At 44.0% G+C, this 24,675-nt stretch carries 21 protein-coding genes; 17 read left to right on the top strand and 4 right to left on the bottom strand.

Translation table 11 applies throughout. The features are described from left to right. Positions 1-12 precede the first annotated feature (12 nt). From HMPREF9194_RS05125 to lplA, 3 genes are read left to right on the top strand one after another with little or no spacing between them, the layout of a single operon-like run. Positions 13-1,698: a P83/100 family protein gene (locus tag HMPREF9194_RS05125; RefSeq protein ID WP_016525317.1), complete on the top strand. Its 1,686-nt coding sequence runs from the start codon at positions 13-15 to the stop codon at positions 1,696-1,698. Between the two features lie 29 nt (positions 1,699-1,727). Further along, positions 1,728-2,582 carry a lipoyl synthase gene (gene lipA, locus HMPREF9194_RS05120; RefSeq protein ID WP_016525316.1) on the top strand — a complete coding sequence of 285 codons (855 nt, stop codon included), beginning with the start codon at positions 1,728-1,730 and terminating at the stop codon, positions 2,580-2,582. After that, positions 2,579-3,565: a lipoate--protein ligase gene (lplA, locus tag HMPREF9194_RS05115; RefSeq protein WP_016525315.1), complete on the top strand. Its 987-nt coding sequence runs from the start codon at positions 2,579-2,581 to the stop codon at positions 3,563-3,565. Before lipA ends, lplA begins: the two co-directional genes overlap by 4 nt. A gap of 23 nt (positions 3,566-3,588) precedes the next feature. Here the strand turns inward: lplA and HMPREF9194_RS05110 are convergent, their stop codons facing one another. Genes HMPREF9194_RS05110 through HMPREF9194_RS05095 form a run of 4 tightly spaced genes read right to left on the bottom strand, consistent with a single transcriptional unit; the run spans position 3,589 to position 9,043 of the window. Next, positions 3,589-5,790, bottom strand: coding sequence for a TIGR03545 family protein (locus tag HMPREF9194_RS05110; protein WP_016525314.1), 2,202 nt, complete (start codon positions 5,788-5,790; stop codon positions 3,589-3,591). A gap of 2 nt (positions 5,791-5,792) precedes the next feature. Beyond that, complete coding sequence (locus HMPREF9194_RS05105; RefSeq protein WP_016525313.1) at positions 5,793-6,305, bottom strand: TIGR03546 family protein; 513 nt, start codon at positions 6,303-6,305, stop codon at positions 5,793-5,795. A gap of 12 nt (positions 6,306-6,317) precedes the next feature. Continuing rightward, complete coding sequence (gene glgA, locus HMPREF9194_RS05100) at positions 6,318-7,784, bottom strand: glycogen synthase GlgA (protein ID WP_016525312.1); 1,467 nt, start codon at positions 7,782-7,784, stop codon at positions 6,318-6,320. Then, positions 7,781-9,043 (bottom strand): pyridoxal phosphate-dependent aminotransferase, encoded by a 1,263-nt coding sequence (locus HMPREF9194_RS05095; RefSeq protein WP_016525311.1) that lies wholly within the window; start codon positions 9,041-9,043, stop codon positions 7,781-7,783. The genes glgA and HMPREF9194_RS05095 overlap by 4 nt, the downstream gene beginning before the upstream one ends. Before the next feature lie 267 nt (positions 9,044-9,310). Between HMPREF9194_RS05095 and HMPREF9194_RS11860 the strand changes: the two genes are divergently transcribed. The 14 genes from HMPREF9194_RS11860 to HMPREF9194_RS05025 are packed head-to-tail and all read left to right on the top strand — an operon-like array spanning position 9,311 to position 24,657. Next, on the top strand, positions 9,311-9,895 hold the full coding sequence (locus tag HMPREF9194_RS11860) for a helix-turn-helix domain-containing protein (RefSeq protein ID WP_016525310.1): 585 nt from the start codon (positions 9,311-9,313) through the stop codon (positions 9,893-9,895). 8 nt (positions 9,896-9,903) lie between these two features. Continuing rightward, the gene (locus tag HMPREF9194_RS05085; RefSeq protein ID WP_016525309.1) at positions 9,904-10,647 is read left to right on the top strand and encodes a DUF6675 family protein; all 744 of its coding nucleotides are present in this window, start codon (positions 9,904-9,906) and stop codon (positions 10,645-10,647) included. A 13-nt stretch (positions 10,648-10,660) separates the two neighbouring features. Further along, positions 10,661-11,962, top strand: a complete 1,302-nt coding sequence (gene aepX, locus HMPREF9194_RS05080) for a phosphoenolpyruvate mutase (RefSeq protein ID WP_016525308.1) — start codon at positions 10,661-10,663, stop codon at positions 11,960-11,962. Continuing rightward, positions 11,963-13,096 (top strand): phosphonopyruvate decarboxylase, encoded by a 1,134-nt coding sequence (gene aepY, locus HMPREF9194_RS05075; RefSeq protein WP_016525307.1) that lies wholly within the window; start codon positions 11,963-11,965, stop codon positions 13,094-13,096. Further along, the gene (locus HMPREF9194_RS05070; protein ID WP_016525306.1) at positions 13,093-14,943 is read left to right on the top strand and encodes a 2-aminoethylphosphonate aminotransferase; all 1,851 of its coding nucleotides are present in this window, start codon (positions 13,093-13,095) and stop codon (positions 14,941-14,943) included. The genes aepY and HMPREF9194_RS05070 overlap by 4 nt, the downstream gene beginning before the upstream one ends. Before the next feature lies 1 nt (position 14,944). Next, positions 14,945-15,805, top strand: a complete 861-nt coding sequence (locus tag HMPREF9194_RS05065) for an ABC transporter permease (protein WP_016525305.1) — start codon at positions 14,945-14,947, stop codon at positions 15,803-15,805. After that, positions 15,805-18,741: a bifunctional fucokinase/fucose-1-phosphate guanylyltransferase gene (locus tag HMPREF9194_RS05060; RefSeq protein WP_016525304.1), complete on the top strand. Its 2,937-nt coding sequence runs from the start codon at positions 15,805-15,807 to the stop codon at positions 18,739-18,741. Before HMPREF9194_RS05065 ends, HMPREF9194_RS05060 begins: the two co-directional genes overlap by 1 nt. Before the next feature lie 19 nt (positions 18,742-18,760). Further along, entirely contained in the window at positions 18,761-19,054 is a 294-nt protein-coding gene (locus HMPREF9194_RS05055) for a hypothetical protein (RefSeq protein ID WP_016525303.1), read from the top strand. Next, positions 19,039-19,707 carry a nucleotidyl transferase AbiEii/AbiGii toxin family protein gene (locus HMPREF9194_RS05050; protein ID WP_016525302.1) on the top strand — a complete coding sequence of 223 codons (669 nt, stop codon included), beginning with the start codon at positions 19,039-19,041 and terminating at the stop codon, positions 19,705-19,707. Before HMPREF9194_RS05055 ends, HMPREF9194_RS05050 begins: the two co-directional genes overlap by 16 nt. 3 nt (positions 19,708-19,710) lie before the next feature. Next, positions 19,711-20,592, top strand: coding sequence for a glucose-1-phosphate thymidylyltransferase RfbA (gene rfbA / locus HMPREF9194_RS05045; protein WP_016525301.1), 882 nt, complete (start codon positions 19,711-19,713; stop codon positions 20,590-20,592). Positions 20,593-20,608: 16 nt separating this feature from the next. Then, entirely contained in the window at positions 20,609-21,895 is a 1,287-nt protein-coding gene (locus HMPREF9194_RS05040) for an ABC transporter ATP-binding protein (protein WP_016525300.1), read from the top strand. Positions 21,896-21,904: 9 nt separating this feature from the next. Then, positions 21,905-23,179: a CDP-glycerol glycerophosphotransferase family protein gene (locus HMPREF9194_RS05035; protein ID WP_016525299.1), complete on the top strand. Its 1,275-nt coding sequence runs from the start codon at positions 21,905-21,907 to the stop codon at positions 23,177-23,179. A 10-nt stretch (positions 23,180-23,189) separates the two neighbouring features. Beyond that, a complete protein-coding gene (locus tag HMPREF9194_RS05030) occupies positions 23,190-24,239 on the top strand; it encodes an asparagine synthase-related protein (protein WP_016525298.1) in 1,050 nt (349 codons plus the stop codon). 1 nt (position 24,240) lies between these two features. Further along, on the top strand, positions 24,241-24,657 hold the full coding sequence (locus tag HMPREF9194_RS05025) for an FAD synthase family protein (RefSeq protein ID WP_016525297.1): 417 nt from the start codon (positions 24,241-24,243) through the stop codon (positions 24,655-24,657). The last annotated feature ends 18 nt before the right edge of the window (positions 24,658-24,675 follow it).

The raw sequence follows: 24,675 nt of genomic DNA, 5'->3' as shown, positions 1-24,675 counted from the left end.
TCGGAGGAATGTATGAAAAAACTTGTTTTCTTTGTTGCCGCAGTATTTTTTGCAGGCACCGCATTTTTCGCATCGGCACTGGAAGTCGACCGAGCGGAACTGCAATCGGCAGGCGCCAATTCAGTCGTATTTATCAACTATACGGGGCCCCATCAAATTATAAATACCGTAGAACAAATCCGCAGCATCGGCTCCGGATTGGGCGGCAGCATATCCGCAAATTCAGCCCGCGAAAGCAGGGCCGGACAAGCATCGCGCTATTATGTTATCCACGCGGTCGATCCTTCAACAACCGAAAAACTCGACGCGGACATATTGATTTTAGGCGAGCAGGCTATCGTGGATCACATCGACAATTTGCGCCGCATTATCGCCGCATATTTGGAAAGCGCGTACGGCTACAGCCGGAAAGATTCGCAAACGCTTGCCGTATTTGTGACCGTGTACAACGCGGTATACCGCGGTAAACTTGATGTTTTTAAACAAAAATATAAAACCGTCGTTACGAAAAACTTAACGGCCGATAAAGCCGGCCTTGCGCTCAACTATGCCGAATGGCCCGGCAAAACTCAGATCGTTATTCCGTTGTCCGATGTACGTTCAGGCGGCCTGAGCACGGTCGATACGAGCGTCATTTCGGATACGAAAGTCATCGAATCGATGAAAAAAGAGCCGGATAAAAATATCGAACAACGCAAAAGCATGGTAACGATAAAGGAAAAAGAAGCCGAAAAATCTCAGGCAAAAGCCGAGCAGTCGCAAAAACAGGCAACCGAAGCTAAAAAGGAAGCAACCGAAGCTAAAAAAGAAGCGACCGAAGCTAAAAAAGAAGCGACCGAAGCTAAAAAAGTCGTAACCGTCGAAAAGCAAAAGCTGGAAGAAGCTAAAAAAGAAGCGGAAACCGCCAAACAAAAGGCTGCGGAAAATCCTAAAGATGCCGAGGCACAAAAAAAGGCTGCCGAAACTAAAAAAGAAGCTGCAAAGCAGCAGGAAAAAGTTGCCGAAGCCGAAAAGAAAGCCGATACGGCAGAAAAGAAGGCCGGCGAAGCCGAACAGAAAGCCGATACGGCCGAAAAAAAGGCCGATACGCTTGTAAAGAAAGCCGAAGCCGAACAGATTATCGCCGATAAAAAACAGTCGGAAGCTCAAAAAGAGCGCATAGAAATCGCCAAAGATCAGCAGCAGCTTATCCGCGAAAGCGCCGGTTTGGATGCAATTATAAATGCCGCCTACGGCTTAAAGATTACCGACGAAAAAGAGCAGCTTTCCGGCTTGGTGCTTGTCGATAAAAAAACGGGCCGCACGGTAAAAGAATCGCCGGTTACGGTTATCAGAAACCGCGTTGTCTATCCTGCGGGAAAAGAATATATCGCCGTTGCGGGAAAAACAGGCGGCAATGCGGCAGTCAGGCTCGTAAAGCTCGACGAAAAAAATATGGAAATAGTCGCCCAAAGCGATGAAATCCTTGCAGCAAATTCGGTACTCGTAAAAGACGGAGCGTTTTACTACGTCGTCATTCAGGACGGGAAAAACTATGTTGCCGCAAAATACGACGGCAATTTAAAACAGGTTTTAAAATCGAACGTAGCGGTTATGCCGGCAACTCCGATCACCGTTACCGCCGACGGCGTTATGGTAACCGATACCTACGGTTTTGCCAAATTGCTGAAAGCCGACGATTTACAGGGAATTGAATAAAAACATTCCGGCCGCATGCGCGATTTTTTATGTACGCACGAAAGCCCGAATGGCTGAAGTTAAAATATACCGAAACTTCTCATTCCGAAGTTTCCCTTTTGATGAAAAAGTATTCGCTCAACACGGTGTGCCGCGAAGCGAATTGCCCCAATTTGGGCGAATGCTACAAAAAGGGAACCGCAACTTTTATGATACTGGGAAGCAGGTGTACAAGGAACTGCCCCTTTTGCAATGTCGAAAGCGGCAGCCCCCTTGCGCCGGATCCCGCCGAACCGGAACATGTCGCTCAAGCCGTTGAAAAGCTGCGGCTGAAGTATTCGGTTATTACGAGCGTTACCCGCGACGATTTGCCCGACGAAGGCGCCGCTCACTTTGCGCACACGATTCGGGCGATAAAATCGCTTTGCCCGGACGTAAAAGTCGAAGTGCTTATTCCCGATATGCATGCAAAACCCGAACTGCTCGACATCGTGCTTAGCGCAAAGCCGGACGTATTGAATCACAATATGGAAACCGTCGAGCGGCTGTACCCTACCGTACGTCCGCAGGCAAAGTACCGCCGATCGCTTGACGTGCTGCGCTACGCAAAAGAAACATATGCGGCCATTACAAAAACCGGTATTATGGTCGGCTTGGGCGAAACCGAAGACGAAGTTTTTAAGCTGATGGATGACGTATTGGATACAGGCTGCGATATTTTGACAATAGGCCAATACCTGCGCCCCACTCCGAATCACATTGCGGTCGCCGAATACGTTCACCCCGATCAATTTAAAAAATACAAAGAAACGGGAATGCAAAAAGGCTTCCGCTACGTTGCAAGCGCGCCCTTTGTGCGCAGTTCTTACAACGCCGCCGAAGCGTTTTTATGCGGCAGCCTATGACCTACATCGATCACGACAATACCGACCCCTGTTTTAACTTTGCCGCCGAAGAATATTTTATGGACGAAAAAGACATCGGCGACGACAGCCTCTTTATGTTTTGGCGCACAAAGCCTACGCTTATGGTCGGGCGTTTTCAAAATACGGTAGAAGAAATCAACCAAGCTTATGTGCGTGACCACGGCATTGCCGTGGTACGGCGCAATTCCGGCGGCGGAACGATTTACACCGACGAAAGCGCATGGCAGTTTTCGTTTATCATCAAAAATTACGCACAAAGTGAAATCTCGTTTCAGTCGTTTACGCGCCCCATAGCCGATTGTTTAAAAAAAATAGGCATACAAGCGGAATTCGGCAGCAGAAACGATTTGATGATCGGCGGCAAAAAATTTTCGGGCAACGCTCAGTACCGCAAACAGAACGCGATGATCCACCACGGTTCCGTTTTATTCGATACGGATTTATCGGCTCTCACCGAAAGCTTAAACGTATCGAAAGACAAAATAATTTCAAAGGGAATAAAATCGGTGCGAGAACACGTTACGAATGTCGCCGAGCACTTGCGTGTTCCCGTATCGGCCGAAGCATTTAAAACGCTCATGGTTGAAGGAATTTTGCGTTCGGAGGATCGGCGCTATAAACCGGGCGTAAGCGACATAAAACGCATAGAGCAAATCGCCGATTCCAAATTCCGCACATGGGAATGGAATTACGGCCGCTCGCCCGCATTCGGCATTGAGCGCAAAAAACGCTTTGCCGCGGGCGGCGTTCAAGTTAAATTGAACATCGTAAACGGCATAATCGAAGACTGTAAAATCTTCGGCGACTTTTTCGAATCGGGAAACATTGCGGCGGCCGAACAAGCGCTGTGCGGCATCCCGTACACAAGGGAAGCCGTTGCGCAAAGGGTCGATTCGCACAAACTCTACGAAAACTTCTATCTTCTCGGCCGCAGCGAACTTATCGAAAGCATTATCGAATAAAGTCAATCATAAAACCGATTTAATCAACGTCCGAATAAGCCTTTCAGCGCACCGCCGGCCGCATCTTTGAGCGCATCTTTTCCGGCCTGCTCGATGCGTTTTATAACTTCGGCTTTGCTTTCTTCCAGCTTTTTTTGCAGCATATCGACGGCTTGTTTTTGATTCATAACGCCTTTTTCAATGCCGCCGAAGTCGCCCAGCTTTTCGTTTAAAGGCCCGGTGTATTTTTCCAATTCGGCTTGAGCTTCTTTGAGCGACTTTTGCTTTATGGCTGAAAGCTCTTTGTTGATTCCCGTTTGCAGCGCGGCGATAAAAACCTTGTCCGCGTCGCTTGCAACGTCCATAAGCAAGTCCGACTGCGAAACTTCCGCTTTGATTTTAAACTGCATGTTTTTAACCGCCGCAAGCGATTCGTTGTAAATGCGCGAAATAAAATCCGGTTCGAACGAATCGGCGGTAAGACGCACTTGGTCGAAGTCGAAATCCGCATCTATATCGACACGTCCGTCGCGGTCGGCCCGTACGCCCGCCTGTATTTTTGCCCTGCCCGCAAAAGACGGAACGCCTGCAACGTCGAGCGCGGGAGCGTCAAGCGTCTGCAAAGCCGAAGACGGATTAAACGAAGCTTTATAACCGCTTCCGGTATACTGCATTTTCAATAAGGGGTAGTCGAGTTTTTCTCCGATATTTACGGTTCCTTCTGCGCTGTGCATGCGCTTGTTTTCGGAAAACGCGCTTTCGTCAAAACGGGCACTGAACGACGCGGGCTTTCCCCAACGGTCAGGATCGTTGGAAATATCGTTTATGCGGCCTTCAAAACCCGTTCCGTTTGCAAGCATTTGCTGAATTAAAAACGACGGATATATGTCGGCACGGTATTCGATCGTTCTGCCGGGAAGCCGCCCGGCCTTTTGCCGCGCTTTTTGTTTTTTTGCCGCCTTTTTTGCCTGTGCGTCTTTGTTTGCTCCCTTGTTCGAATTGAGCGCGGCATTAAGCGCTTTTTCCGCATACGGATAGTATTTTCCGAGCACGCTGTACGAAGCGGCTTTTACGGTTTGCGCGAAAATATTTTTCCCGTCGGCAACCGTAAACGAGCGGATTTTATTGATTTCGCCGTTGACAAAATCGGTATCTTTTTTTACAGCATCGGAAGCTTCTTTTGCCGCAAGCCGCACGGTTTTGCCGTCTTTTTGCAAATCCTTAACCGTCGTGTCGCTCAAAGCCGCAAGCTTTTGGCCGTCCTTTATCGCAGTATTCAGTTCTTCCAAGGCCGCTTTCAATTCGGCAAGATCTTTAATCGCCTGATAATCGCGCGCGGCGACTTTCTCCGAACTTTTTCTAAAATCGTTTACGGCGGCTTCAAGTTCCGCAGGGCGCTTTTCCCATGTCGCCACAATTTGAGCGACGGTTTCCTGCGCTTTTTGCGATGCGGCGGGCGTTTGCAGCTGCTTGAGCGCGTTGTCCAAAAAGTTTTGCGGATTCAAACTTTCAAACATCGACGAAACGATTTTTTTGCTTTGTTCGAGCGCATCTTTTTGACGCTCTTTTATAAGCAAAGCCGTTTTACCGTCGTCTTTATCGCGCGCCTTTTCTTTTTTCGCTTTCTTTACCGCGGCCGGAAGTTCACCCGACGTTTTGCGCTCGGTTCCGAACGCCATGCCGGAAACTTCAAGGTTTTGGCACACAAAACGCTTTTTTAAAAGCTGCGTTAAATTAAAATCGAGCTGGATTTTTTGCGCTTCAAAAACGTTTTTCATCGGCGAATTTTTATCGGCGGCGGCAAGAGCGCGCACGGTAACCGACGAATCCAAAATGCCGACATGAACCGAAGCGATATCGACTTTGGCGCCCGTGATTTTTTGCAAGCCCGCCGTTAAAGCGCGTTTTGCAAGCGGATCTTTAAATACAAGCACGACAAGCACAACGGCTGCAACAAAAGAAACAGCGGCGGCAAGCGGCACGAGGTTTAAGCGTCCTTTTTGCCGCCTTATTTGTTTGCTTAAAATCCGTAAGCGCTTAAAATCCTTTACATCGTATTCGGTGCGGACAATCCTCCGTTTGGCGGGATCCTTTTCGTCGGGGAAAAACTGCGATGCAACGAATTCGCGGTCGGCGGGTATATAGAGCTTTTTAAGCAGTTTTTTTTCAAGCGACTTTTCCGTATATGTTTTTTTAAAAATCGACGGAAGTTTTTTGGACGGAATCTTCTTTTGTTCTTTTTTCATAGTTATACCTCGGTAAAAAAGCCGGTAATTTTCGCGATAAAGGGCGTTTGGTAAAAAGCCTGCATGAATTTACTCCGTACAAGAGCCGGCGCAAGATGCGTTCGCCACGATTTAACCAGAATTCTTATCAAGATGTATACGGGAATATACAGTATCAGGCTGAATACAAGAGAGCCCGCAACTATCGTGTTGTTGAATTTCGTAAAAGCGACAAAGGGAATGTCGAGTAAAGCGGCATAGACCGGCTCCAAAGGCGAAAACGTCAGTACGATATAGCCTATCGCGTCGAACAGCGGATCGAAAAGTCCGGCAAGTAAACTTGCAGCCAATGTCGTAAGCAGCAAGGCGCCCTTATGCACGCGCACAAAAAGAAAAAACACAAACAGCAGGTACCACAGCGCGTTATTTTTCGGCATAAAGCCGAGCAGCATCCCGATCGCAACGGCGTGAGCGATTTCTCCCGGATGCGAATTCGTATTGAGCGCTTTAAGCAGTTTTACAATGTACGAAATCATACTTTCTCCGTTTTACAGTTTCGACAAAGCCGTTTTGTACAGCTCTTCGTATTTTTTTGCGGACTCGCTCCAGCCGAAATGCCGGCCCATAGCCCGTTTTTTCATTTTTTCGATATGACTTTTTTTATTGTACCATGCGTATACCGCCCAGCCGACGGTATTGTAAATACTTTTCGGCGTTAAATCGTCGAACATAAAGCCGGTGCCTTCGCCGGTGTGCTCGTCGTAGTTTTCGACCGTGTCGGCAAGACCGCCGGTGCGGTGCACAATCGGGAGCGTACCGTATAAAAGCGAATACATTTGATTTAATCCGCACGGCTCGTAGCGGCTCGGCATAAGGAAAAAATCGGCGCCCGCTTCCATCAAATGGCTTAAAGCGTCGTCGTAACCGATGCGGCAGCGGAAATTCGGCAATTTATCCTGCAAGGTAAGAAGTTCGCGTTCGCACCATTTTTCGCCGGAACCCAAAACCGCAAACTGCAATCTTATATCCGAACACAGGCTGTATGCGCAGCCGTAGGCAGGGCCGAACAATTCACCGATTCCCTTTTGATCGGCAAGCCGGCTTATCATGACGACAAGCGGAATATCCGGATTTACGTCAAATCCCAAAAGACGCTGCAGGGCGGCTTTGTTTTCGCATTTTTTTTCGATTGTTTTTGCCGTATAGCGCTCGGCTATTTTTTTATCGGACGCGGGATTCCATACGTCCGTATCCACACCGTTCAAAATACCGAACAAATCTTTTTGCCGACTTTTTAAAAGACCGTCCATACGGAAGCCCTGTTCGGCGGTTTGAATTTCGCGCGCATAGGTCGGCGATACGGTTGACAGTACGTCGGCGCTTGTAAGACCGGCTTTTAAAAAATTCATTTTGTCCCAATCTTCAAACCCGGACGAATAAAAATGTTCCCATGCGAGTCCCATGCACGGATACATGTGCTTGCCGTAAATTCCCTGATAACCCAAATTGTGAACGGTTAAAACGCTTGCCGTATGCGCAAATTCGCCGCGGCGTTCGTTAAAGCGCAGCAAAACCGGAGCGAGGGACGCCGACCAATCGTGCGCGTGAATGATGTCCGGAAACCACGACAGCTTTCGGCACAGCTGAAAAACCGACTGACACAATACGGCAAAGCGGAACGGATTATCGTGAAAATCGCTTTCATCGGCGCTGCCGTACACGCCGTCGCGGCCGAAAGCCTGTTCGTGATCGATAAAATATACCGGCAAAGAATCGGTCGGCGGCATACAAGCGGTGTAAACGGCGGCCCACTCTTCTTTGTAGCCGCAGGGAATTCCCAAGGGACCTTCGAGTTTTTGCAGGCTGTCTTTATTTATGCCGTAATAGCGCGGCATAACGATACGCACATCGCAGCCTTGTTTGTGCAGCGCGACGGCCAAAGCGGATACGGCGTCGGCAAGGCCGCCCGTTTTTGCAAAGGGAAACGCTTCCGCGCTTACCATTAAAATTTTCACAGATTGCCTCCCTTATCCGTCCATTGGGCACAGGCTTGTTTGAGCGGCTCTTTGCAGTTTATTATTGTTTTTTCATTCGTGCAATAGGCCGCGCGGAACCATCCGGGACACCCGAACACGCTGCCCGGTACGCAGAGTATACGAAATTTTTGCAAGTGCGCGCAAAAGGCAAGGTCGTCTCCGAAATCCTTTTTGTTATCGACGCCTTCTTTACCGCCGGGAGCCGGCACCTTGCAAAAAAGGTAAAAAGCGCCTTCGGGCTTTATATACTCCAAGCCGGCACCGGATGCGGCTTCGGTCATTAAGCGGCGTTTTTTTTCATAGGCCGAATAATCGCCTTCAATCCCCTGAGAGCGCACAATCACCCGTTGAAAAAACGCGGGGGCGTTTACAAAACCCAATATGCGGTTCGCGAACGCGCAGGCTTGAAACACTTCGCCGACATTTTCCATAGCCGGATTCAAGGCGATATAGCCGATCCGTTCGCCGGGCAAACTGAAATTCTTTGCAAAGGAACTGACGACAAGGCTTTCGTCATATAGAGGAAAAACGGATGGAACTTGTACGCCGTCGTATACGATATCGCGGTAGGGTTCGTCGCAAATAAGGCAGGGCTTTTTCCCCGTTTTTTTGCCGTAAGACCGCATTATCGATGCCAAATCGGCCACAGACTGCGCATCGTAGACTTTTCCGGACGGATTGTTCGGGGAATTGACGATGACGGCGGCAACGGCTTTGCCTTCGGTTTCGGCTTCAAAAAACGCTTGTTCAAAGGCGGCAAGGTTAAGCGACATATCGGCTTTGCACGGAACGGGAATCAGAACTCCGCCGTGGTTGTCCGCATAGTGGGCGTATTCGGGAAAAAAAGGAACGGAAACCAATACCCGTTCCTGCGGATTTAAAACGGCCTTTAAAAATACGTTCAGCGCTCCTGCCGCTCCGCAGCTCATAATAACGTTTTCGGCCCCGAGCACGGTTCCCTGCTCTTTTGCAACCCGCGCCGCTACGGCTTCCCGGCAGTCCTGCAAGCCCGCATTCGGCATGTATGCATGGCGGCCGGGCGAAACATCGGCGGCAACGCCTTTTACAGTATCCGAAAGAAGAGCCGGCGGTTCAAGGTCGGGATTTCCCAAACTGAAATCGTATACGTTTTCGGCGCCGAACCGCTTTTTCAGCAAAAGACCCGTTTCAAACATACCGCGTATACCGGTATTTGCGCGCCCCGACATTTTCGCTTTTACGGCCTCGGCTACAGCCATGCTTTCCTCCCGTAAATTTATCTACCGGAAAACAGTATACCATACAAATCGTGTTAGCGGAAGATATGCATAAAAAAAGTCCGTTTCCTCTTGCCATATGCGGGCGGATGTGATATATTGTTCACAGCATGAACAATTGACGGAGCGCCCTTTAGCCTGTTTCGGCGGCAAAGTAAAGTGCTTCGCCATTTACCTTTTCCGTTTTCGGCACGATTTTTATGCAGTGTTTTAGAAAAAGCATGTGCCGAAAAAAGAACATTGTCCTTTATGGAACAGGATTCCGAACTTCAATTCCTTTCAAACGTACATCACGCACTCAGCAAAAACAGCGAAGCAAACCAGCGCGAACTTGCCGCATACAGCAATTTATCGCTTGGAATGACCAATGCACTTTTACGCCGCTTTGCGGATAAGGGCTGGCTGTATATGAAAAAGCTTTCAAAGCGCAACATTCAATATGTGCTGACGCCGCAGGGGATGAAAGAATTGGCCGTACGTTCGAAGCGTTATTTAAAAAATACCGCGCGCCTTATGAACGAATATCAGGGCTGTATACGCGATTTTGTGCATTCCGCCGCAGAACGCGGCTGCAAAAAGCTTATTTTGGTCGGCGATAATGATTTGGAATTTTTATTCGATTACGCATGCCGTTTTTGTAAACTTGCTTTTATAAAAACCGACAGCGATTCGTTTTTTAATGCCCCTTTTTTTGTAACCGACGATGCCGTTATTGTATTTTCAGATGAAAACCTCTATGAAGCTTTTGCTCAAACGGACGGTTTTTCCGATTTTGAAGAGCATTGTACGACGGTAATCGGTATTTTGCGTTCCGCCGAATCGCTGCTCGTTTAGGAGAATGCATGCAAAAAAATAAAACGCTTCGTTTTTTTATTTTCAGCCTGTTTTTCGGACTGTTTTTTACCGCCGCGCTTCCCGTCTTTTCGCAAGCGCTGTTTAACTCCAACTTGACCGCGGCCGAAAGTCAAAAACTTGCGAACGGCGAAATCCTCATACGGAACATCGGCAAGGCAAAAAATGTCTGCCTGAATCCCGTAACGGCGCAAGCGGCATATCTTATCGAAAACGTCACGAAATTAAAACCTTCATATTTGGCAGAAGTTATTCAAGTGCTGCCCGCAAGCGGCAATGAGGATTTACTTAAAAAACTCAAACCGCTTTTGCTCGATATTGAAGGCTATGTCGGTATTCCGTATTGGTCGGAACGGAATCAGCGTTTTTACGATTTATATTCAAGCGCAGCGATTGTGCGCAGCGATGTTTCGGAAAACGGCGGCAATATGAATGTGGATTTGGTTATGGAGCCTTTCGGCAAAATAAACGTCGATATAGATTTGACTGCCGGCGGCTCCGAACTTTTTTACCGAATGAAGAATACAAGCGGCGTTTCGTACGGCAACATGACCGTCGTGCGTCCGGAAAAAATGCAGTCATTCGTTTATGCTTTTGCATACGATGATTTTATCGTTTTGTACGGTATCGGCGGCGTCAACGCTCCGAGCGTCTTTTTTTTGCGTGATCGCATAGAAACCTCGTTTATAAACCGCATAAAAACTTTCTGTAAATTCATTTTTGAGAAGATGTAGAGGAATTAACAACATGGAAAAAAAAGTTTATCTTGGGCTTACCGGAGATATTATTCATCCGGGGATTATCAACATTATCAATGAAGGTGCAAAACACGGACAACTGATAATCGGTCTATTGACCGACAATGCCATTGTTTCCCATAAAAGGCTTCCGTATCTCACTTATGAACAGCGTAAACAAGTTCTGGAGAATATAAAAGGTGTGAGTAAAGTAATTCCTCAAGAAGAATGGTCATATGTCCCCAATTTAAAAAAAATAAAACCCCATTTTATTATCCACGGTGACGATTGGAAAAACGGCTCTTTAAGTAAGATTCGGGATGAGGTTATCGAAGTGATGAAAGAATGGGGCGGCGAGGTTATTGAAGTTCCGTATACTAAAGGGATTAATTCAAGTGCCCTTGCCTCGAATATGCACAGTATAGGTACAACACCTGAAATCAGAATGAAAACCTTACGGCGGCTTATTGAAGCTAAACCGATAGTCCGCATAATGGAAGCTCATTCCGGTCTTTCGGGGCTCATCATAGAAAATCTTGAAGTACAAAAAGATGACGGTGTTCACCGCTATGACGGAATGTGGTCTTCCAGCTTGACAGACTCTACCAGTAAAGGAAAGCCCGATATAGAAGCTGTTGACCTTACAACCCGTTTACAAAGCCTGACCGATATTCTTGAATGTACTACCAAGCCTATTATTTTTGATGGGGACACTGGGGGAAAAACCGAGCACTTTGTTTTTACTGTGCGGACCCTTGAACGTAACGGCGTTTCTGCCATCATAATCGAAGATAAGGTTGGTTTAAAGAAGAACAGCCTTTTCGGCACGGAAGCAAAACAGGAATTGGCAGATGTCGAAGATTTTTGTCATAAAATTTCCGAGGGAAAAAAGGCGCAAGTTACAAAGGACTTTATGATAATAGCCCGTCTTGAATCTCTTATAGCAGGCCATTCCGTTGATGAAGCCTTGGAGCGTGCCTTTGCCTATGTAAAAGCCGGTGCCGACGGTGTTATGATTCACAGCAAAGAAAAGCACGGAAACGATATAAAAGAATTTTGCGAACGTTTTAGAAAGGAGTATGAAAAGGTGCCGATAGTTTTGGTACCCACAACATATAATCAATTTACCGAAAAGGAATTAGCTTCTTGGGGGGCAAATATAATTATCTATGCCAATCACATGCTGCGAGCTTCATATCCTGCAATGCTTAAAGCGGCTCAGACAATTTTAGAGGCCGAGCGTTCACTGGAAGTCAATGACATGTGCCTTTCGATTAAACAAATTTTGGAACTTATTCCGGGAACTAAATAAATGATAAGACCTCAGTTTTTTTATGAGTTGTTAAAAGAAAACGGAACAGGCTTTTTTACCGGTGTTCCCGATTCCCTTTTAAAAAGCTTTTGTGCTTATATTACCGATAATGTAGAAGGTAAAAATCATATTATCGCAGCAAATGAAGGTTGTGCCGTAGGACTTGCCGCAGGATATTATTTTGCAACAGGAAGGGTTCCTCTTGTTTATATGCAGAATTCCGGCTTGGGAAATACGGTCAATCCTTTGCTTTCGCTTGCGGACAAACAGGTGTATTCAGTCCCGATACTGCTTGTGATAGGTTGGCGCGGAGAACCGGGAGTACATGACGAACCTCAACATATAAAGCAAGGCAGGGTTACCTGTTCACTTCTTGATGCAATGGAAATCCCTTATTGTATTCTTTCGGATAAAGAAACCGAGGCAAAAGTTCAGCTTGAAAAGGCCTACTCTCATATAAAAGCTTCAAGTTCTCCTTATGCAATTGTTGTGCGCAAAGGAATTTTTGATTCTTATAAGTTAAAAACAAATGAGACTGTCCCTGCCGAGATGAGCCGTGAGGAAGCAATCGAAAAAATAATATTGAATGCTCCTTCAAATGCTTGTTTTGTTTCGACCACGGGAATGGCATCGCGGGAGTTATATGAACTGCGCGATAAGCACGGACAAGGTCATGCCAAGGATTTTTTAACTGTGGGCTCTATGGGACATGCTTCACAAATTGCCCTCAGCATCGCTTTAAGTAAGCCAGCACGGAAAATTTTTTGCATTGACGGTGACGGTGCCGCAATTATGCACTTAGGGGGCTTGACAACAATAGGGACTCAAAAGCCGAAAAACATGGTACACATTGTTTTAAATAACGGTGCCCACGATTCCGTCGGCGGACAGCCTACTGTAGGAAGGAAAATAAATCTATGTGCTGTTGCTCAAGCCTGCGGTTATGATAAGGTTGTATCGGTTAAAACTATTGAAGAACTTGAAACTCAGCTAGAATATTTATCTTCAGCTGAAGGATCTTTTCTTATCGAAGTGTTGGTATCAAAGGGGGCAAGAGCGGATCTAGGAAGACCTAAATCATCCCCTATAGAAAACAAAAGAGCCTTTATGGAATTTTTGGAGGAGAAAAAATGATTAAGCAAGCTGTAATTTTGGCGGGCGGTTTAGGTTCGCGCTTAGAAGATAAAACCAAAACTATGCCGAAAGGTTTTTTGGAAATAGGCGGCACTGCAATTGTTGAACAATCCGTACAAAAGCTCCTTGCTCACGGAATTGAAAAAATCGTAATCGGAACGGGACATTGCAATGAGTACTATGATAACCTCGCAAAAGAATATCCTGCAATTATCACGGTAAAGAATGAAAACTATGCAAATACCGGCAGCATGGGTACCCTTGAAGTTTGTGCTTCCTTTGTGAACGAGTCTTTTTTACTTTTAGAATCCGACCTTATTTATGATTCAGCCGGTTTATTTTCTCTTATAAACGATGAGCGTAAAAATCTAATATTGGCAAGCGGTGCTACCAAATCCGGTGATGAGGTTTATCTTGAAGCTGATGAAAAGAATTGTCTTACAGGTCTTTCCAAAAACAAGGATGCTTTAAAAAATATTTTCGGGGAACTTGTCGGTATTACAAAATTAACCAAGAGCACATTGGATAAGATGTGTGCTTATGCAAAAACACATCACAGCGATTTACCTAAGATGGAATATGAACATGCTCTTTTGGAAGCGGCGAAAACGGTACCTGTCGCAATAAAAAGAATAGAATATTTTGTTTGGCGCGAAATAGATAACGAAGACCATTTAGAGATGGCTGTAAAAAATATTTATCCTCATATTGTTGAAAACGAGAAGCTGCGTGCGGTACGCCGTGAAGTTTTACTTAATCCCGGTCCTGCAACCACTACGGATAGCGTAAAATATGCACAAGTTTCTGCCGATATTTGCCCGCGTGAAAAAGTATTCGGTGACTTAATGCAATGGCTTTGTGATGAATTAAAACTTTTTGCTCTAAGTCCGGAAACCAATCCCGATGAATATGAAACCGTGATGTTCGGCTGTTCCGGTACCGGTGCCGATGAGGTTATGGTTTCTTCATGCGTGCCTGATACGGGAAGGCTTTTGGTAATAGACAACGGTTCCTACGGTGCCCGCATGGCCAAAATTGCCCATATTTATAAAATTCCTATGGATATTTTTAAAAGCTCGACATATGAACCTTTGGATTTACAAAAATTGGAAGCGGAATTCGCAACAAAAAAATATACTCACCTTGCCTGTGTTTACCATGAAACTACTACAGGGCTTTTAAACCCATTACATATCATTTGTCCTATGGCTAAAAAATACGGAATGGTTACGATTGTGGATGCGGTAAGTGCGTATTGCGGAATGCCAATGGATCTAAAAAGCCTCGGTATCGATTTTATGGCCTCTACCAGCAATAAAAACATTCAAGGAATGGCCGGTGTCGGTTTTGTGATTTGCAATAAGGCAGAGCTTGAAAAAATAAAAGATTATCCTATGCGGAATTACTATTTAAATCTTTATGACCAATATGCCTATTTCGCAAAAACGCATCAGACACGCTTTACGCCGCCTGTACAAACCATGTATGCCTTGCGTCAGGCTGTGCTTGAAACAAAACAGGAAACGGTGCAAAGGCGGTATGAGCGTTATACTGCATGTTGGAATATCTTAGTTGCAGCCGTTAAAAAGCTCGGTCTTAAAATGTTGGTAAAAGAAGAACATCAAAGTCATTTTATTACGGCAATTTTAGAACCTGAAACTCCTAAATACAGCTTTGAAGCCTTGCATGATTTTGCTGCAGAACACAGCTTTACAATTTATCCGGGAAAACTTGGTAATATCGATACATTCCGCATTGCCAATATCGGCGATATCCAACCTGAAGAAATGCGCCGCTTCACAGTGAAACTTGAAGAATATATGAAGGGAATTGGAATTATAATTTAAAATGAAAATTACCGTAAAATCCGACGAACACTGGGATATGATTCTCGAGCCGAAAAACCGGCTTTTGGATTTAAAAATCCGCGAATTGATACGCTACCGCGATTTGGTATTTATGTTTATCAAGCGTGATTTTGTAACCGCATACAAGCAAACCATTTTGGGACCGCTGTGGTACATTGTGCAGCCCTTGGTAACGGCGGTTATGTATACCTTTGTGTTCGGCAATCTTGCAAAAATAGGAACGGACGGAGTTCCCTATTTGCTCTTTTATTTTGCCGGCACGATGTTTTGGACATATTTTACCGCCTGCTTAAACAGCGCAGCCGGCTGTTTTTCGGCGAATTCGAGTATTTTCGGCAAAGTATATTTTCCGCGCTTGACCGTCCCCATTTCCACAACCGTCGGCCACATGATAAAGCTGGGCATTCAGTTTGCAACGCTGATGATTTTTTACGTGTATTATCTTATCGTAAAAGCGCCCATTCGGCCTTCGTGGTGGATCGCGGCGCTGCCCCTGCTCGTTATTTGGGTGGGCGCTATGGGAACCGGATTCGGCATGATTATATCGGCGCTCACGACAAAGTACCGCGACCTAAACCAGCTTTTGGGCTTCGGTCTTTCGCTTGCCATGTACGCAACGCCGATTGTCTATCCGCTGTCCGAAGCGCCTCAAAAGTTTTGGTGGGTGTTTTATGCAAACCCGATGAGCGCGCCCATAGAACTGTTCCGCATATGGTTTTACGGTGCGGGAAACGTTCCCGTATCGATGATTATGATCAGCATTGCCGAAACGATCGCGTTTATGTTTTTCGGCCTCGTGTTGTTTAACCGCAACGAACGCACCTTTGTGGATGTTATTTAATGCAGTATTTATTATCCGTACCTGAAAACCTTGCGTCGTGCTGGAAAACGATTGTTCCCGATACCGAAGATCGGCAGTATCTTGCCGCCTCCGACCCTAAAGGGGAAAAAATAGGCTCGGGCGGAGCGACCGCATGGCTTTTGCAAAAAGAGCGGGAAGCTTGTAAACAAATCGATAAAAAACAAGCCGCCGATAAAAAAGCGGAAACAAAGCGCATTATCATTCACGCAGGCGGCCAAAGCAGGCGGCTTCCTTCTTATGCGGTATGGGGAAAACTGCTGACGCCGATTCCCGTTTTCCGCTGGGCAATCGGTCAAAGTATTACGCAAACGCTGTTGGATATTCAAAGCCGGTTGTACGAAAAACTTATGGCTGTAACGGCGGAACGGCAAAACACGCTTATCGCATCGGGTGATATTTTGGTGCGTACCGACGAGCTTCCCGAAACTTTACCCGATGTCGATGTCGTATGCTTCGGCATGTGGACTGAACCTGAAACGGCTTCCCGGCACGGCGTGTTCGTCGTAAAAAAAGAAAGCCCCGATGTTTTGGACTGTATGCTGCAAAAGCCTTCCCCTTCCCGGCTCGAAAAAATCGGACAAAACCGTTTTTATATGATGGATATCGGCATATGGATTTTAAGCGATAAAGCGGTAAACGTGCTCGAAAAAAAATGCACGGCCGAAGCTGCCGGTATCGATGCATCTTGCGGCTCCGGTGCGAACCGCCCTCCCCGTTTTTACGATTTATATTCGGATTTCGGCCCTGCGCTCGGAAAGTATCCGACGCTGCACGATGAAGACATTGCTCAACTGAGCACGGCCGTCGTATGCCTCGACAAGGGAGAGTTTTATCATTACGGGACGAGTGCCGAACTTATTTCGTCGACCGAAAAAATTCAAAACCACGTAACCGATCAGCGCGCGATTTGGCATAAAAAAGTAAAAGCGCATCCGAGTATTTTTACGCAAAACGCCCGGATCGATGTTGAATGGAATCATACGCACCGCAATATTTGGATAGAAAACGGCACGGTAGGGAAAAAATGGACGCTTCATGAAAACACGATTATTACCGGAGCGCCGGCAAACGATTGGACGGTTGACGTTCCTTCTTCAATTTGTATCGATTTTGTTCCCGTCCGCAGCGCTCACAACGGGGGAAATATCGAATGGTGCATCCGGCCGTACGGAATGAACGATTTTTTCCGCGGAAACTGCGGCGATGAAAAAACGCAGTGGTGTTCCGCCCCGCTTGCAAGGTGGTTTTCCCGGCGCGGCATCGACGCAAAAGATGCGGGTGTTTTTGCCGAAGCCGATATTCAAAGCGCGCCGCTTTTTCCGGTTGTAAAAAAAGAAGCGATTCCGCTTTTACTTAACTGGATGATTGCGTCAAAACCCGATGAAAAATTAAGCGTGCAAGAATGCCGAAAAGCCGCTTCCGAGTGGCTTGGGGCAAAGCGTCTGTGCGCCGATGAAATCGGCTCTTTGTGCGATATTCCCTTTTTGTACAATCAGCGGGTCGGCTACTGCCTGGAAAACATTGCCGTTTTGGCAAAACACTGGGAAAAGAGCGTGTTTTATCAAAGCGACTTGGCGGCGGCCGCGCAAATATACGCAAAGCACGGCTTAAAACTTCCGGCACCTCTTCCTTCCGATGCGGAATACATAAACCGCATGCGCGACGCTATGTTTAGAAGCCGCATCGCCGAATTGTGCGCCAAAGATGAACGGTCGGTAAAAAAAGAAAGCGATAAAGCCTTCGGCGTACTGCGCGAAGCGATCGTGCGGACGGTTAAACCGGTTATGCCGCGCTACGACTTATATTCGGATCAAATCGTCTGGGGAAGAAGTCCCGTACGCATAGATATAGCCGGCGGCTGGAGCGATACCCCGCCCTTTTGCAATATAAACGGCGGCTCGGTTTTAAATGCGGCCGTCGATTTGAACGGGCAGCAGCCCGTTCAAGTGTATGTGCGTTCCATTCCAGAAAAGGTTATACGGCTTCGTTCAATCGACAACGGAAAAAGCGAAGAAGTGCACACGTACAAAAGCCTTGCAGCCTTTAATCAGGTAGGCTCGGTATTCGCGATTCCGAAAGCCGCTCTTTGCCTGTGCGGATTTTATCCCGATTTTTGTACCCGGCATTTCGATACGCTTGAAAAACAACTTGACGCGATGGGCGGCGGTTTGGAAATAAGCCTTTTGGCCGCCATTCCCAAAGGCTCCGGGCTCGGAACAAGTTCCGTGCTTGCGGCCGCCGTTTTGGGAACGCTTTCGAATGCATGTTCACTTAATTGGAGCAGGTACGAAACGGCAAACCGCGTCCTTGTGCTCGAACAACTTTTAACCACCGGAGGCGGCTGGCAGGATCAATACGGAGCGGTATTCGGCGGCCTAAAACTGCTGGAAAGTTCAAACGGAATTCAAAATAATATCGGCGTCGGCTGGATAAACGAGCGCCTTTTTGCCGATGCGCAGACGGCTCCTTGTTGGCTTTTATATTACACGGGTATTACGAGAACGGCAAAAAGCATTTTAGCCGAAATCGTAAAGTCGATGTTTTTAAACGAACAAAAAACACTCGATATTTTGCACGATATAAAACAACACGCTTACAACAGCGCCCTCGCCTTTCAAAAAGGAAGCTATGAACAGGCCGCCCGCGCCGTTTTGCGATCATGGCGACTCAATAAAAAACTCGACAGCGGCACAAGTAACGAAGATATCGAGCACATCATACGCATGATAGACGATTATGCAGCCGGCTACAAACTGCCCGGAGCGGGCGGCGGCGGCTATATGCTCATATGCGCAAAAGATACGGATGCTTCGCGTAAAATAGTGCGTACGCTTGAAGAAAATCCGGTAAACGCACGCGCACGCTTTGTCGGCATGAGCCTCAACACAAAAGGCTTGGAAATAAGCAGGTCGTAGGAAACTTAGAGGAAAAAAAGTGAGTTTAAAGGACTGTGTTTGGGATTATAATATATCCGAAGATGAATTACAAAATATTGCTTTGGGAACCGATACAAAAAAAAAGCAATGGCTTTTTAACCGCATAGTCTATAACTCACCTGATAAAATGCGGGACTTATCGGTTTTTGCCGAAAAGGATTTACGGAACCTATTTGATAATTTTAAACTTTCCGCCCGATTCGGTTTAACTCCCGATTCATTTAGGGCATTGCGAAATACAATGTTGAATGAACGGCAGTACATAGAGAAGTTTCAATGGAAAAAGATATAATTCGGGATTATGCACAACTGTATGCTCTGCAGGATAAAGTTCTGAAAGTTATTTTTTCGGGCGAAACTCCTTTTTATTTAACCGGCGGAACGGCTTTACACCGGTTTTATTGTGCAAGGCGTTATTCCGATGACCTTGATTTATTTATGCAGGGACAGCCGTATTTTTACGATGAAACAAAAGCGGTTATCTATAATTTACAAAAAAAATTTACCGTAGAAACCCCGGTCAACACAAAGGACTTTTTACGCATAAAAATAGAAAATTTAAAAATCGATTTTGTAAACGACCGCGTTTATCGATACGGCAAATCAAACATCAGAAACGGTGTACCGGTCGACAACGTGTATAATATACTTGCAAATAAGTTGACGGCTGTTCTCGGCCGCGATGAAGAAAAAGATGTTTTTGATATTGTTTCGATTTGTTTGATGTACGATTTTAATTGGGCGGATATTTTGGAAGCGGCACATGAAAAAGAAGGTTTTGACGATTACGTGCTTATTGAACGATTAAAAAGTTTTCCGCTTGTATGGTTTAAAAATTTAAAACTCATCAAAAAAACGGAAATAACGAATAAAATGATTGATATAATGTGCAGTGATATAAAAGAAAAAAACGGAAATTCATTGCTACGGAAAAATGCAGGATAAAATATGAAAGGTATTATTTTGGCCGGCGGCGCGGGGACGCGTTTGTATCCGCTGACCAAAGCCGTATCGAAGCAGATTCTTCCCTTATACGACAAACCCATGATTTATTATCCCCTTTCGGTTCTTATGCTTGCCGGAATTCGCGAAGTACTGATTATCTCGACTCCGCGCGACACGCCGCTTTTTAAAGAGTTGTTTGCGGATGGCAGCCAGCTGGGAATGTCTTTTGAATACGCCGTGCAGGATAAACCGCGCGGTTTGGCGGACGCCTTTATTGTCGGCGAAAACTTTATCGGCAAAGATTCCGTATCGCTCATTTTAGGCGATAACGTCTTTTACGGACAGGGATTCGGCGAAACGCTGAAAAACGCCGCGGATACGATTTCAAAAAAAGGCGGCGCAAAAATATTCGGCTATTATGTAAAAGATCCGCGGGAATACGGCGTTGTCGAATTCTCATCGGACGGAACACAGCGCGTGCTTTCGATCGAAGAAAAGCCCGCACAGCCTAAAAGCAATTATGCGGTTCCGGGTTTATACTTTTACGATAACGATGTGATTGAAATTGCAAAACGGGTAAAACCCTCGGCACGCGGCGAAATCGAAATAACGTCGGTAAACAATGCCTACCTTTCCGAAAAAAAACTGTATGTCGAACTTTTAGGACGCGGTATGGCATGGCTCGATACGGGTACTTACGACGGACTTTTGGAAGCGGCAAACTTTATTTCGACCATACAAAAACGACAGGGTTTATACGTATCGTGTATTGAAGAAATCGCCTACCGAAACCGTTGGATAGACAAAGCAGTGCTTTTAAAAACGGCCGGCGAATATAAAACCGAATACGGTGCATATTTAAAATATATAGGCGAACGGATATAAAATCAGGAACGAATTTATGAGCGACATAGCTATAAAAGCCGAACATCTTTCAAAATATTACCGGCTCGGCGTTATCAATAACGGTACCTTGTTCCGCGACATTCAAACATGGATCGCGATCAAACGGGGCAAACCCGATCCGCATTCCAAAATCGGCGAGCACAAATATGACGGAACCGACGACGGTTTTTGGGCGCTGAAAGACTTAAACTTCGAAATCAAACAGGGCGACAGGGTCGGCATAATCGGCAAAAACGGTGCGGGAAAATCCACGCTGTTAAAAATCCTGAGCAGAATAACCGCCCCGACCGAAGGCTGCGTAAAAATACGTGGAAGGGTTGCCAGCCTTTTGGAAGTAGGAACCGGATTTCACGGGGAACTGACCGGCCGCGAAAACGTCTATCTTAACGGCGCCATCCTCGGCATGAAAAAAAAAGAGGTAGACCGCAAAATCGACGAGATTATAGACTTCAGCGGAATCGAAAAACATATCGATACTCCCGTAAAACGCTATTCGAGCGGCATGTACGTACGGCTCGCCTTTGCCGTTGCCGCCCACCTCGATTCCGAAATCCTCATTGCCGATGAAGTGCTCGCCGTAGGAGATGCCGAATTCCAAAAAAAGGCTCTCGGAAAGATGAACGAACTGAGTACGGGACAAGGCAGAACGGTATTGTTTGTAAGTCACAATATGGCGGCGGTAAAATCTCTTTGTAATAAGGGTATGATTCTTGAAAAAGGCAAAATTAAATTTCAAAGCGATAACATTGATGAGGCGATTGGGGAATATCAAAATTTAGCTATTACGAAAGTATCAGATGATTATATTTGGAAAAATGTAAACAAAATAGAAAATGAATTTATTACAGTAAATCATATTAAAATCATTTCACACCCATATTCTAATAATGTAGAAAAAAATCTAATTCAGGGTAATAACTATTTTTTAGAATTTAATATTTTTATAAATAAAAAAAACCCTTTATTAACTCTTTATTATATCATATATACTGAACTTGGAGTAAAAGTAATGGAATCCGCTTTTTCTGATAGTGGTAAAGAAGTTAGCGACGCATTAAATGAGGGCGATAATATTGTCATTGCTGAACTACCAACGAAAGAATTAATGCCCGGAAAGTATAGGATTGAAATTTTATCATCTATAAAAAATGTTGAATATATTATAGATTATAACACTATAGGAATGGTAATTACATTATTACCTGATGAAAAACATATGACCCTTTATGAAAATAGAAAATCAATTCTTTTTACAAATAAGAATTGGAGTATTATGCAGTAAGGAATAACTATGCGAAAAGTAATTAATTTTTTAAAAAAACTAAATAATTCCATAAATTATGTTAATAAATTAAATAATGAATTAAGTATAAATAATGACTACTATATACCCAGAATGCTTGTAGAAAATAGAATTCTTTTAAAAAAAATGACTAACCAAAAATTAAATATAGTTCTAATTGCATTTGAACCTGCAACATGGTTAATGTTTCAATCCATATATGACACTTTTCGTAAATCCGATCAAGTGAATATAACGGTTTTAGTTATCCCTTATGCACACTCTACTCTACCCGCCGGTACATATAAAGATGACGGTTTGCGGGAATACCTTGATACTCTTGGAATTCCATATATCTATGGATATAATGAAAAAGCAAACACATGGATTGATTTATTCCAATTGCATCCTGATTATGTATTTTATCAAGCCCCTTATAATGGGATGTATCCTGAAACTCTAAAAAGCGATTACGTAAGTAAGTTTGCACAAATATGTCACATACCATATGGGACAGCTTTAATAAAGGGTGAAATTGAAAATACTATCTATCCTATAGATTTTTTTAGAGACAGTACATATTGTTTTGTAGAAACAAATATTAATAAAAATATCATTTATGACTATCTTTGCAAAAAAAATATGCAATTTTTAATTGAAAAATTTATTATAACCGGTTCTACAAAAATAGAGGCTCTTAAGAACCATTATACTACTGACCCCTCATATGTAAAACCAGATTCACATAATATTTTATGGCTTCCGAGGTGGAATACAAAAGAAGGAATATGTACTTTTTTTGATTATTATAATGTGCTTATAAATTACGTTGATCAACATGATGATGTGACGTTAATCCTTAGGCCTCATCCCCTTATGTTTCAAAATTTTATAACCACAGGCGAAATGACAGAAGATGATATACAAAAACTTAAACAAAAATTTTCTACATCTAAATTTATGTTAGATACAAATAGAGATTATTATAACAGTTTTAATACAGCAGACATATTGATAACAGATCCTACATCATTAATATATGAATTTTTCCCTACAAAAAAGCCGATTATATATACTTATAAAAAGGATATTTTTAACGATCTAGGAGTAGAATTATCAAAAGGTCTATATTGGGTACACAATCAGAATGAATTAGAGGAGTGTTTAAATGTATTAATTTCCGGAAAAGATAGCCTTTTGAATAAACGTAAAGAAATACTGGCACATTATTTTTTCGATACTGAAAAAAGTTCTAAAATTATACTAGATACATTAATAAATTAAGGAGAAACCAATGATTGATAAGAATTATTGTATGAGTAGCTATTTAACATTTCGATTTATAGCTGATGAAAAAATTAACTTTTATCAAGGACTTAGTCATACTAACTTTAAACCCTATGACGGAAATAAAATACCTTGCAAAACAGCTGATGATGTGGGTAAGCATACTAGAGAGATTTTAGAAAAACAAATTATACCTGGTAAAACAGCTATATTTTTAAGCGGGGGAAATGATTCTGCGGTTTTGGCATCTTATTTGCCCAAAGGGACTATTGCATATACATTCAAATGTATTGCACCGGGAGCGATTGATGAAACAATTCAAGCAAAAAAATATGCCGATGCTTATGGACTTGACCACAGAATAATTGAAATGTATTGGAATGATTTTGAAAAATTTACACCTGAAATATTAAAATATAGACAAGTACCTGTGCACTCTATTGAAATTATGCTGCATAAAGCTATGTTGCAGGCAAAGAAAGATGGAATTAAAGCAATTGTTACCGGAGTTGCAACGGATTTGGTTTTTGGCGGTATGAATAAACTACTTGCAAAAGATTGGACATTTGAGGAGTGGATAAAAAGATATACATTTGTTCCTCCCGAAAGAATTTTAAAAACTCCGGTTTCTATGCTTCATATCTATGAAAAATACAGACTTGAAGATAACAAGATTGATTTTATAAAATTTATAAATGAAGTTTTGGGCGTAGAGACCAATACGTCATATATGCATGCTTTTAATATGGAAAATATTATACATCTAGATCCACATGCTTATTTAGTTATGGCTGAGCCGTTAGACTTAAAGCGAATTCGTAATGGGGAGCCTAAGTACCTAATTAAGGAACTGTTTAAAAAACGTTATCCTCACATACCTGTTCCGGATAAAATTCCGATGCCCAGAGCGATGGATCAATGGTTGAAAGATTGGGACGGCCCGACAAGAAAAGAATTTTTACCGAACTGTGTAAAAGATCTCACCGGTGATCAAAAGTGGATGGTTTATTGTCTTGAAAAATACTTAAATATTTTTGATGATCATAAGGATAACTAACATGATATTAGGATACACATCGGGCGTATATGACCTTTTTCATATAGGACATGTGAATCTTTTGCGTAATGCAAAAGGTTTATGCGATAAATTAATAGTTGGCGTCAGTATAGATGAATTGGTAGCCTATAAAAATAAAAAACCGGTTATTCCATTTGCAGAACGACTTGAAATTATAAAAAGTATAAGATATGTGGATTCTGCTATTCCACAAGAGAATATTGATAAATTTGAAACATGGAAAAAAATACACTTTGATGTGTTGTTTGTCGGAGATGATTGGTTTGCTCATCCAAACTGGGAAAAGATGGAAAAGAAATTTCAATCTGTTGGTGTCAGAGTTGTATATTTTCCTTATACAAAAGGTACAAGTTCTACATTAATAAATGAAACTCTTAAGAAACTACGGGGAGAATAAAGCATTTAACTATAAGAT

The organism is Treponema maltophilum ATCC 51939, assembly GCF_000413055.1.
GTDB classification, from domain to species: Bacteria; Spirochaetota; Spirochaetia; order Treponematales; family Treponemataceae; genus Treponema_C; species Treponema_C maltophilum.
This window is presented reverse-complemented; position numbering and strand designations above follow the sequence as displayed.

What these genes read in the sequence shown, in the direction of transcription:
- HMPREF9194_RS05125 (WP_016525317.1), top strand. Translation starts at nt 13, where the DNA reads ATGAAAAAACTTGTTTTCTTTGTTGCCGCAGTATTTTTTGCAGGCACC.
- lipA (WP_016525316.1), top strand. Translation starts at nt 1,728, where the DNA reads ATGTACGCACGAAAGCCCGAATGGCTGAAGTTAAAATATACCGAAACT.
- lplA (WP_016525315.1), top strand. Translation starts at nt 2,579, where the DNA reads ATGACCTACATCGATCACGACAATACCGACCCCTGTTTTAACTTTGCC.
- HMPREF9194_RS05110 (WP_016525314.1), bottom strand. Translation starts at nt 5,790, where the DNA reads ATGAAAAAAGAACAAAAGAAGATTCCGTCCAAAAAACTTCCGTCGATT.
- HMPREF9194_RS05105 (WP_016525313.1), bottom strand. Translation starts at nt 6,305, where the DNA reads ATGATTTCGTACATTGTAAAACTGCTTAAAGCGCTCAATACGAATTCG.
- HMPREF9194_RS05095 (WP_016525311.1), bottom strand. Translation starts at nt 9,043, where the DNA reads ATGGCTGTAGCCGAGGCCGTAAAAGCGAAAATGTCGGGGCGCGCAAAT.
- HMPREF9194_RS11860 (WP_016525310.1), top strand. Translation starts at nt 9,311, where the DNA reads ATGGAACAGGATTCCGAACTTCAATTCCTTTCAAACGTACATCACGCA.
- HMPREF9194_RS05085 (WP_016525309.1), top strand. Translation starts at nt 9,904, where the DNA reads ATGCAAAAAAATAAAACGCTTCGTTTTTTTATTTTCAGCCTGTTTTTC.
- aepX (WP_016525308.1), top strand. Translation starts at nt 10,661, where the DNA reads ATGGAAAAAAAAGTTTATCTTGGGCTTACCGGAGATATTATTCATCCG.
- aepY (WP_016525307.1), top strand. Translation starts at nt 11,963, where the DNA reads ATGATAAGACCTCAGTTTTTTTATGAGTTGTTAAAAGAAAACGGAACA.
- HMPREF9194_RS05070 (WP_016525306.1), top strand. Translation starts at nt 13,093, where the DNA reads ATGATTAAGCAAGCTGTAATTTTGGCGGGCGGTTTAGGTTCGCGCTTA.
- HMPREF9194_RS05065 (WP_016525305.1), top strand. Translation starts at nt 14,945, where the DNA reads ATGAAAATTACCGTAAAATCCGACGAACACTGGGATATGATTCTCGAG.
- HMPREF9194_RS05060 (WP_016525304.1), top strand. Translation starts at nt 15,805, where the DNA reads ATGCAGTATTTATTATCCGTACCTGAAAACCTTGCGTCGTGCTGGAAA.
- HMPREF9194_RS05050 (WP_016525302.1), top strand. Translation starts at nt 19,039, where the DNA reads ATGGAAAAAGATATAATTCGGGATTATGCACAACTGTATGCTCTGCAG.
- rfbA (WP_016525301.1), top strand. Translation starts at nt 19,711, where the DNA reads ATGAAAGGTATTATTTTGGCCGGCGGCGCGGGGACGCGTTTGTATCCG.
- HMPREF9194_RS05040 (WP_016525300.1), top strand. Translation starts at nt 20,609, where the DNA reads ATGAGCGACATAGCTATAAAAGCCGAACATCTTTCAAAATATTACCGG.
- HMPREF9194_RS05035 (WP_016525299.1), top strand. Translation starts at nt 21,905, where the DNA reads ATGCGAAAAGTAATTAATTTTTTAAAAAAACTAAATAATTCCATAAAT.
- HMPREF9194_RS05030 (WP_016525298.1), top strand. Translation starts at nt 23,190, where the DNA reads ATGATTGATAAGAATTATTGTATGAGTAGCTATTTAACATTTCGATTT.
- HMPREF9194_RS05025 (WP_016525297.1), top strand. Translation starts at nt 24,241, where the DNA reads ATGATATTAGGATACACATCGGGCGTATATGACCTTTTTCATATAGGA.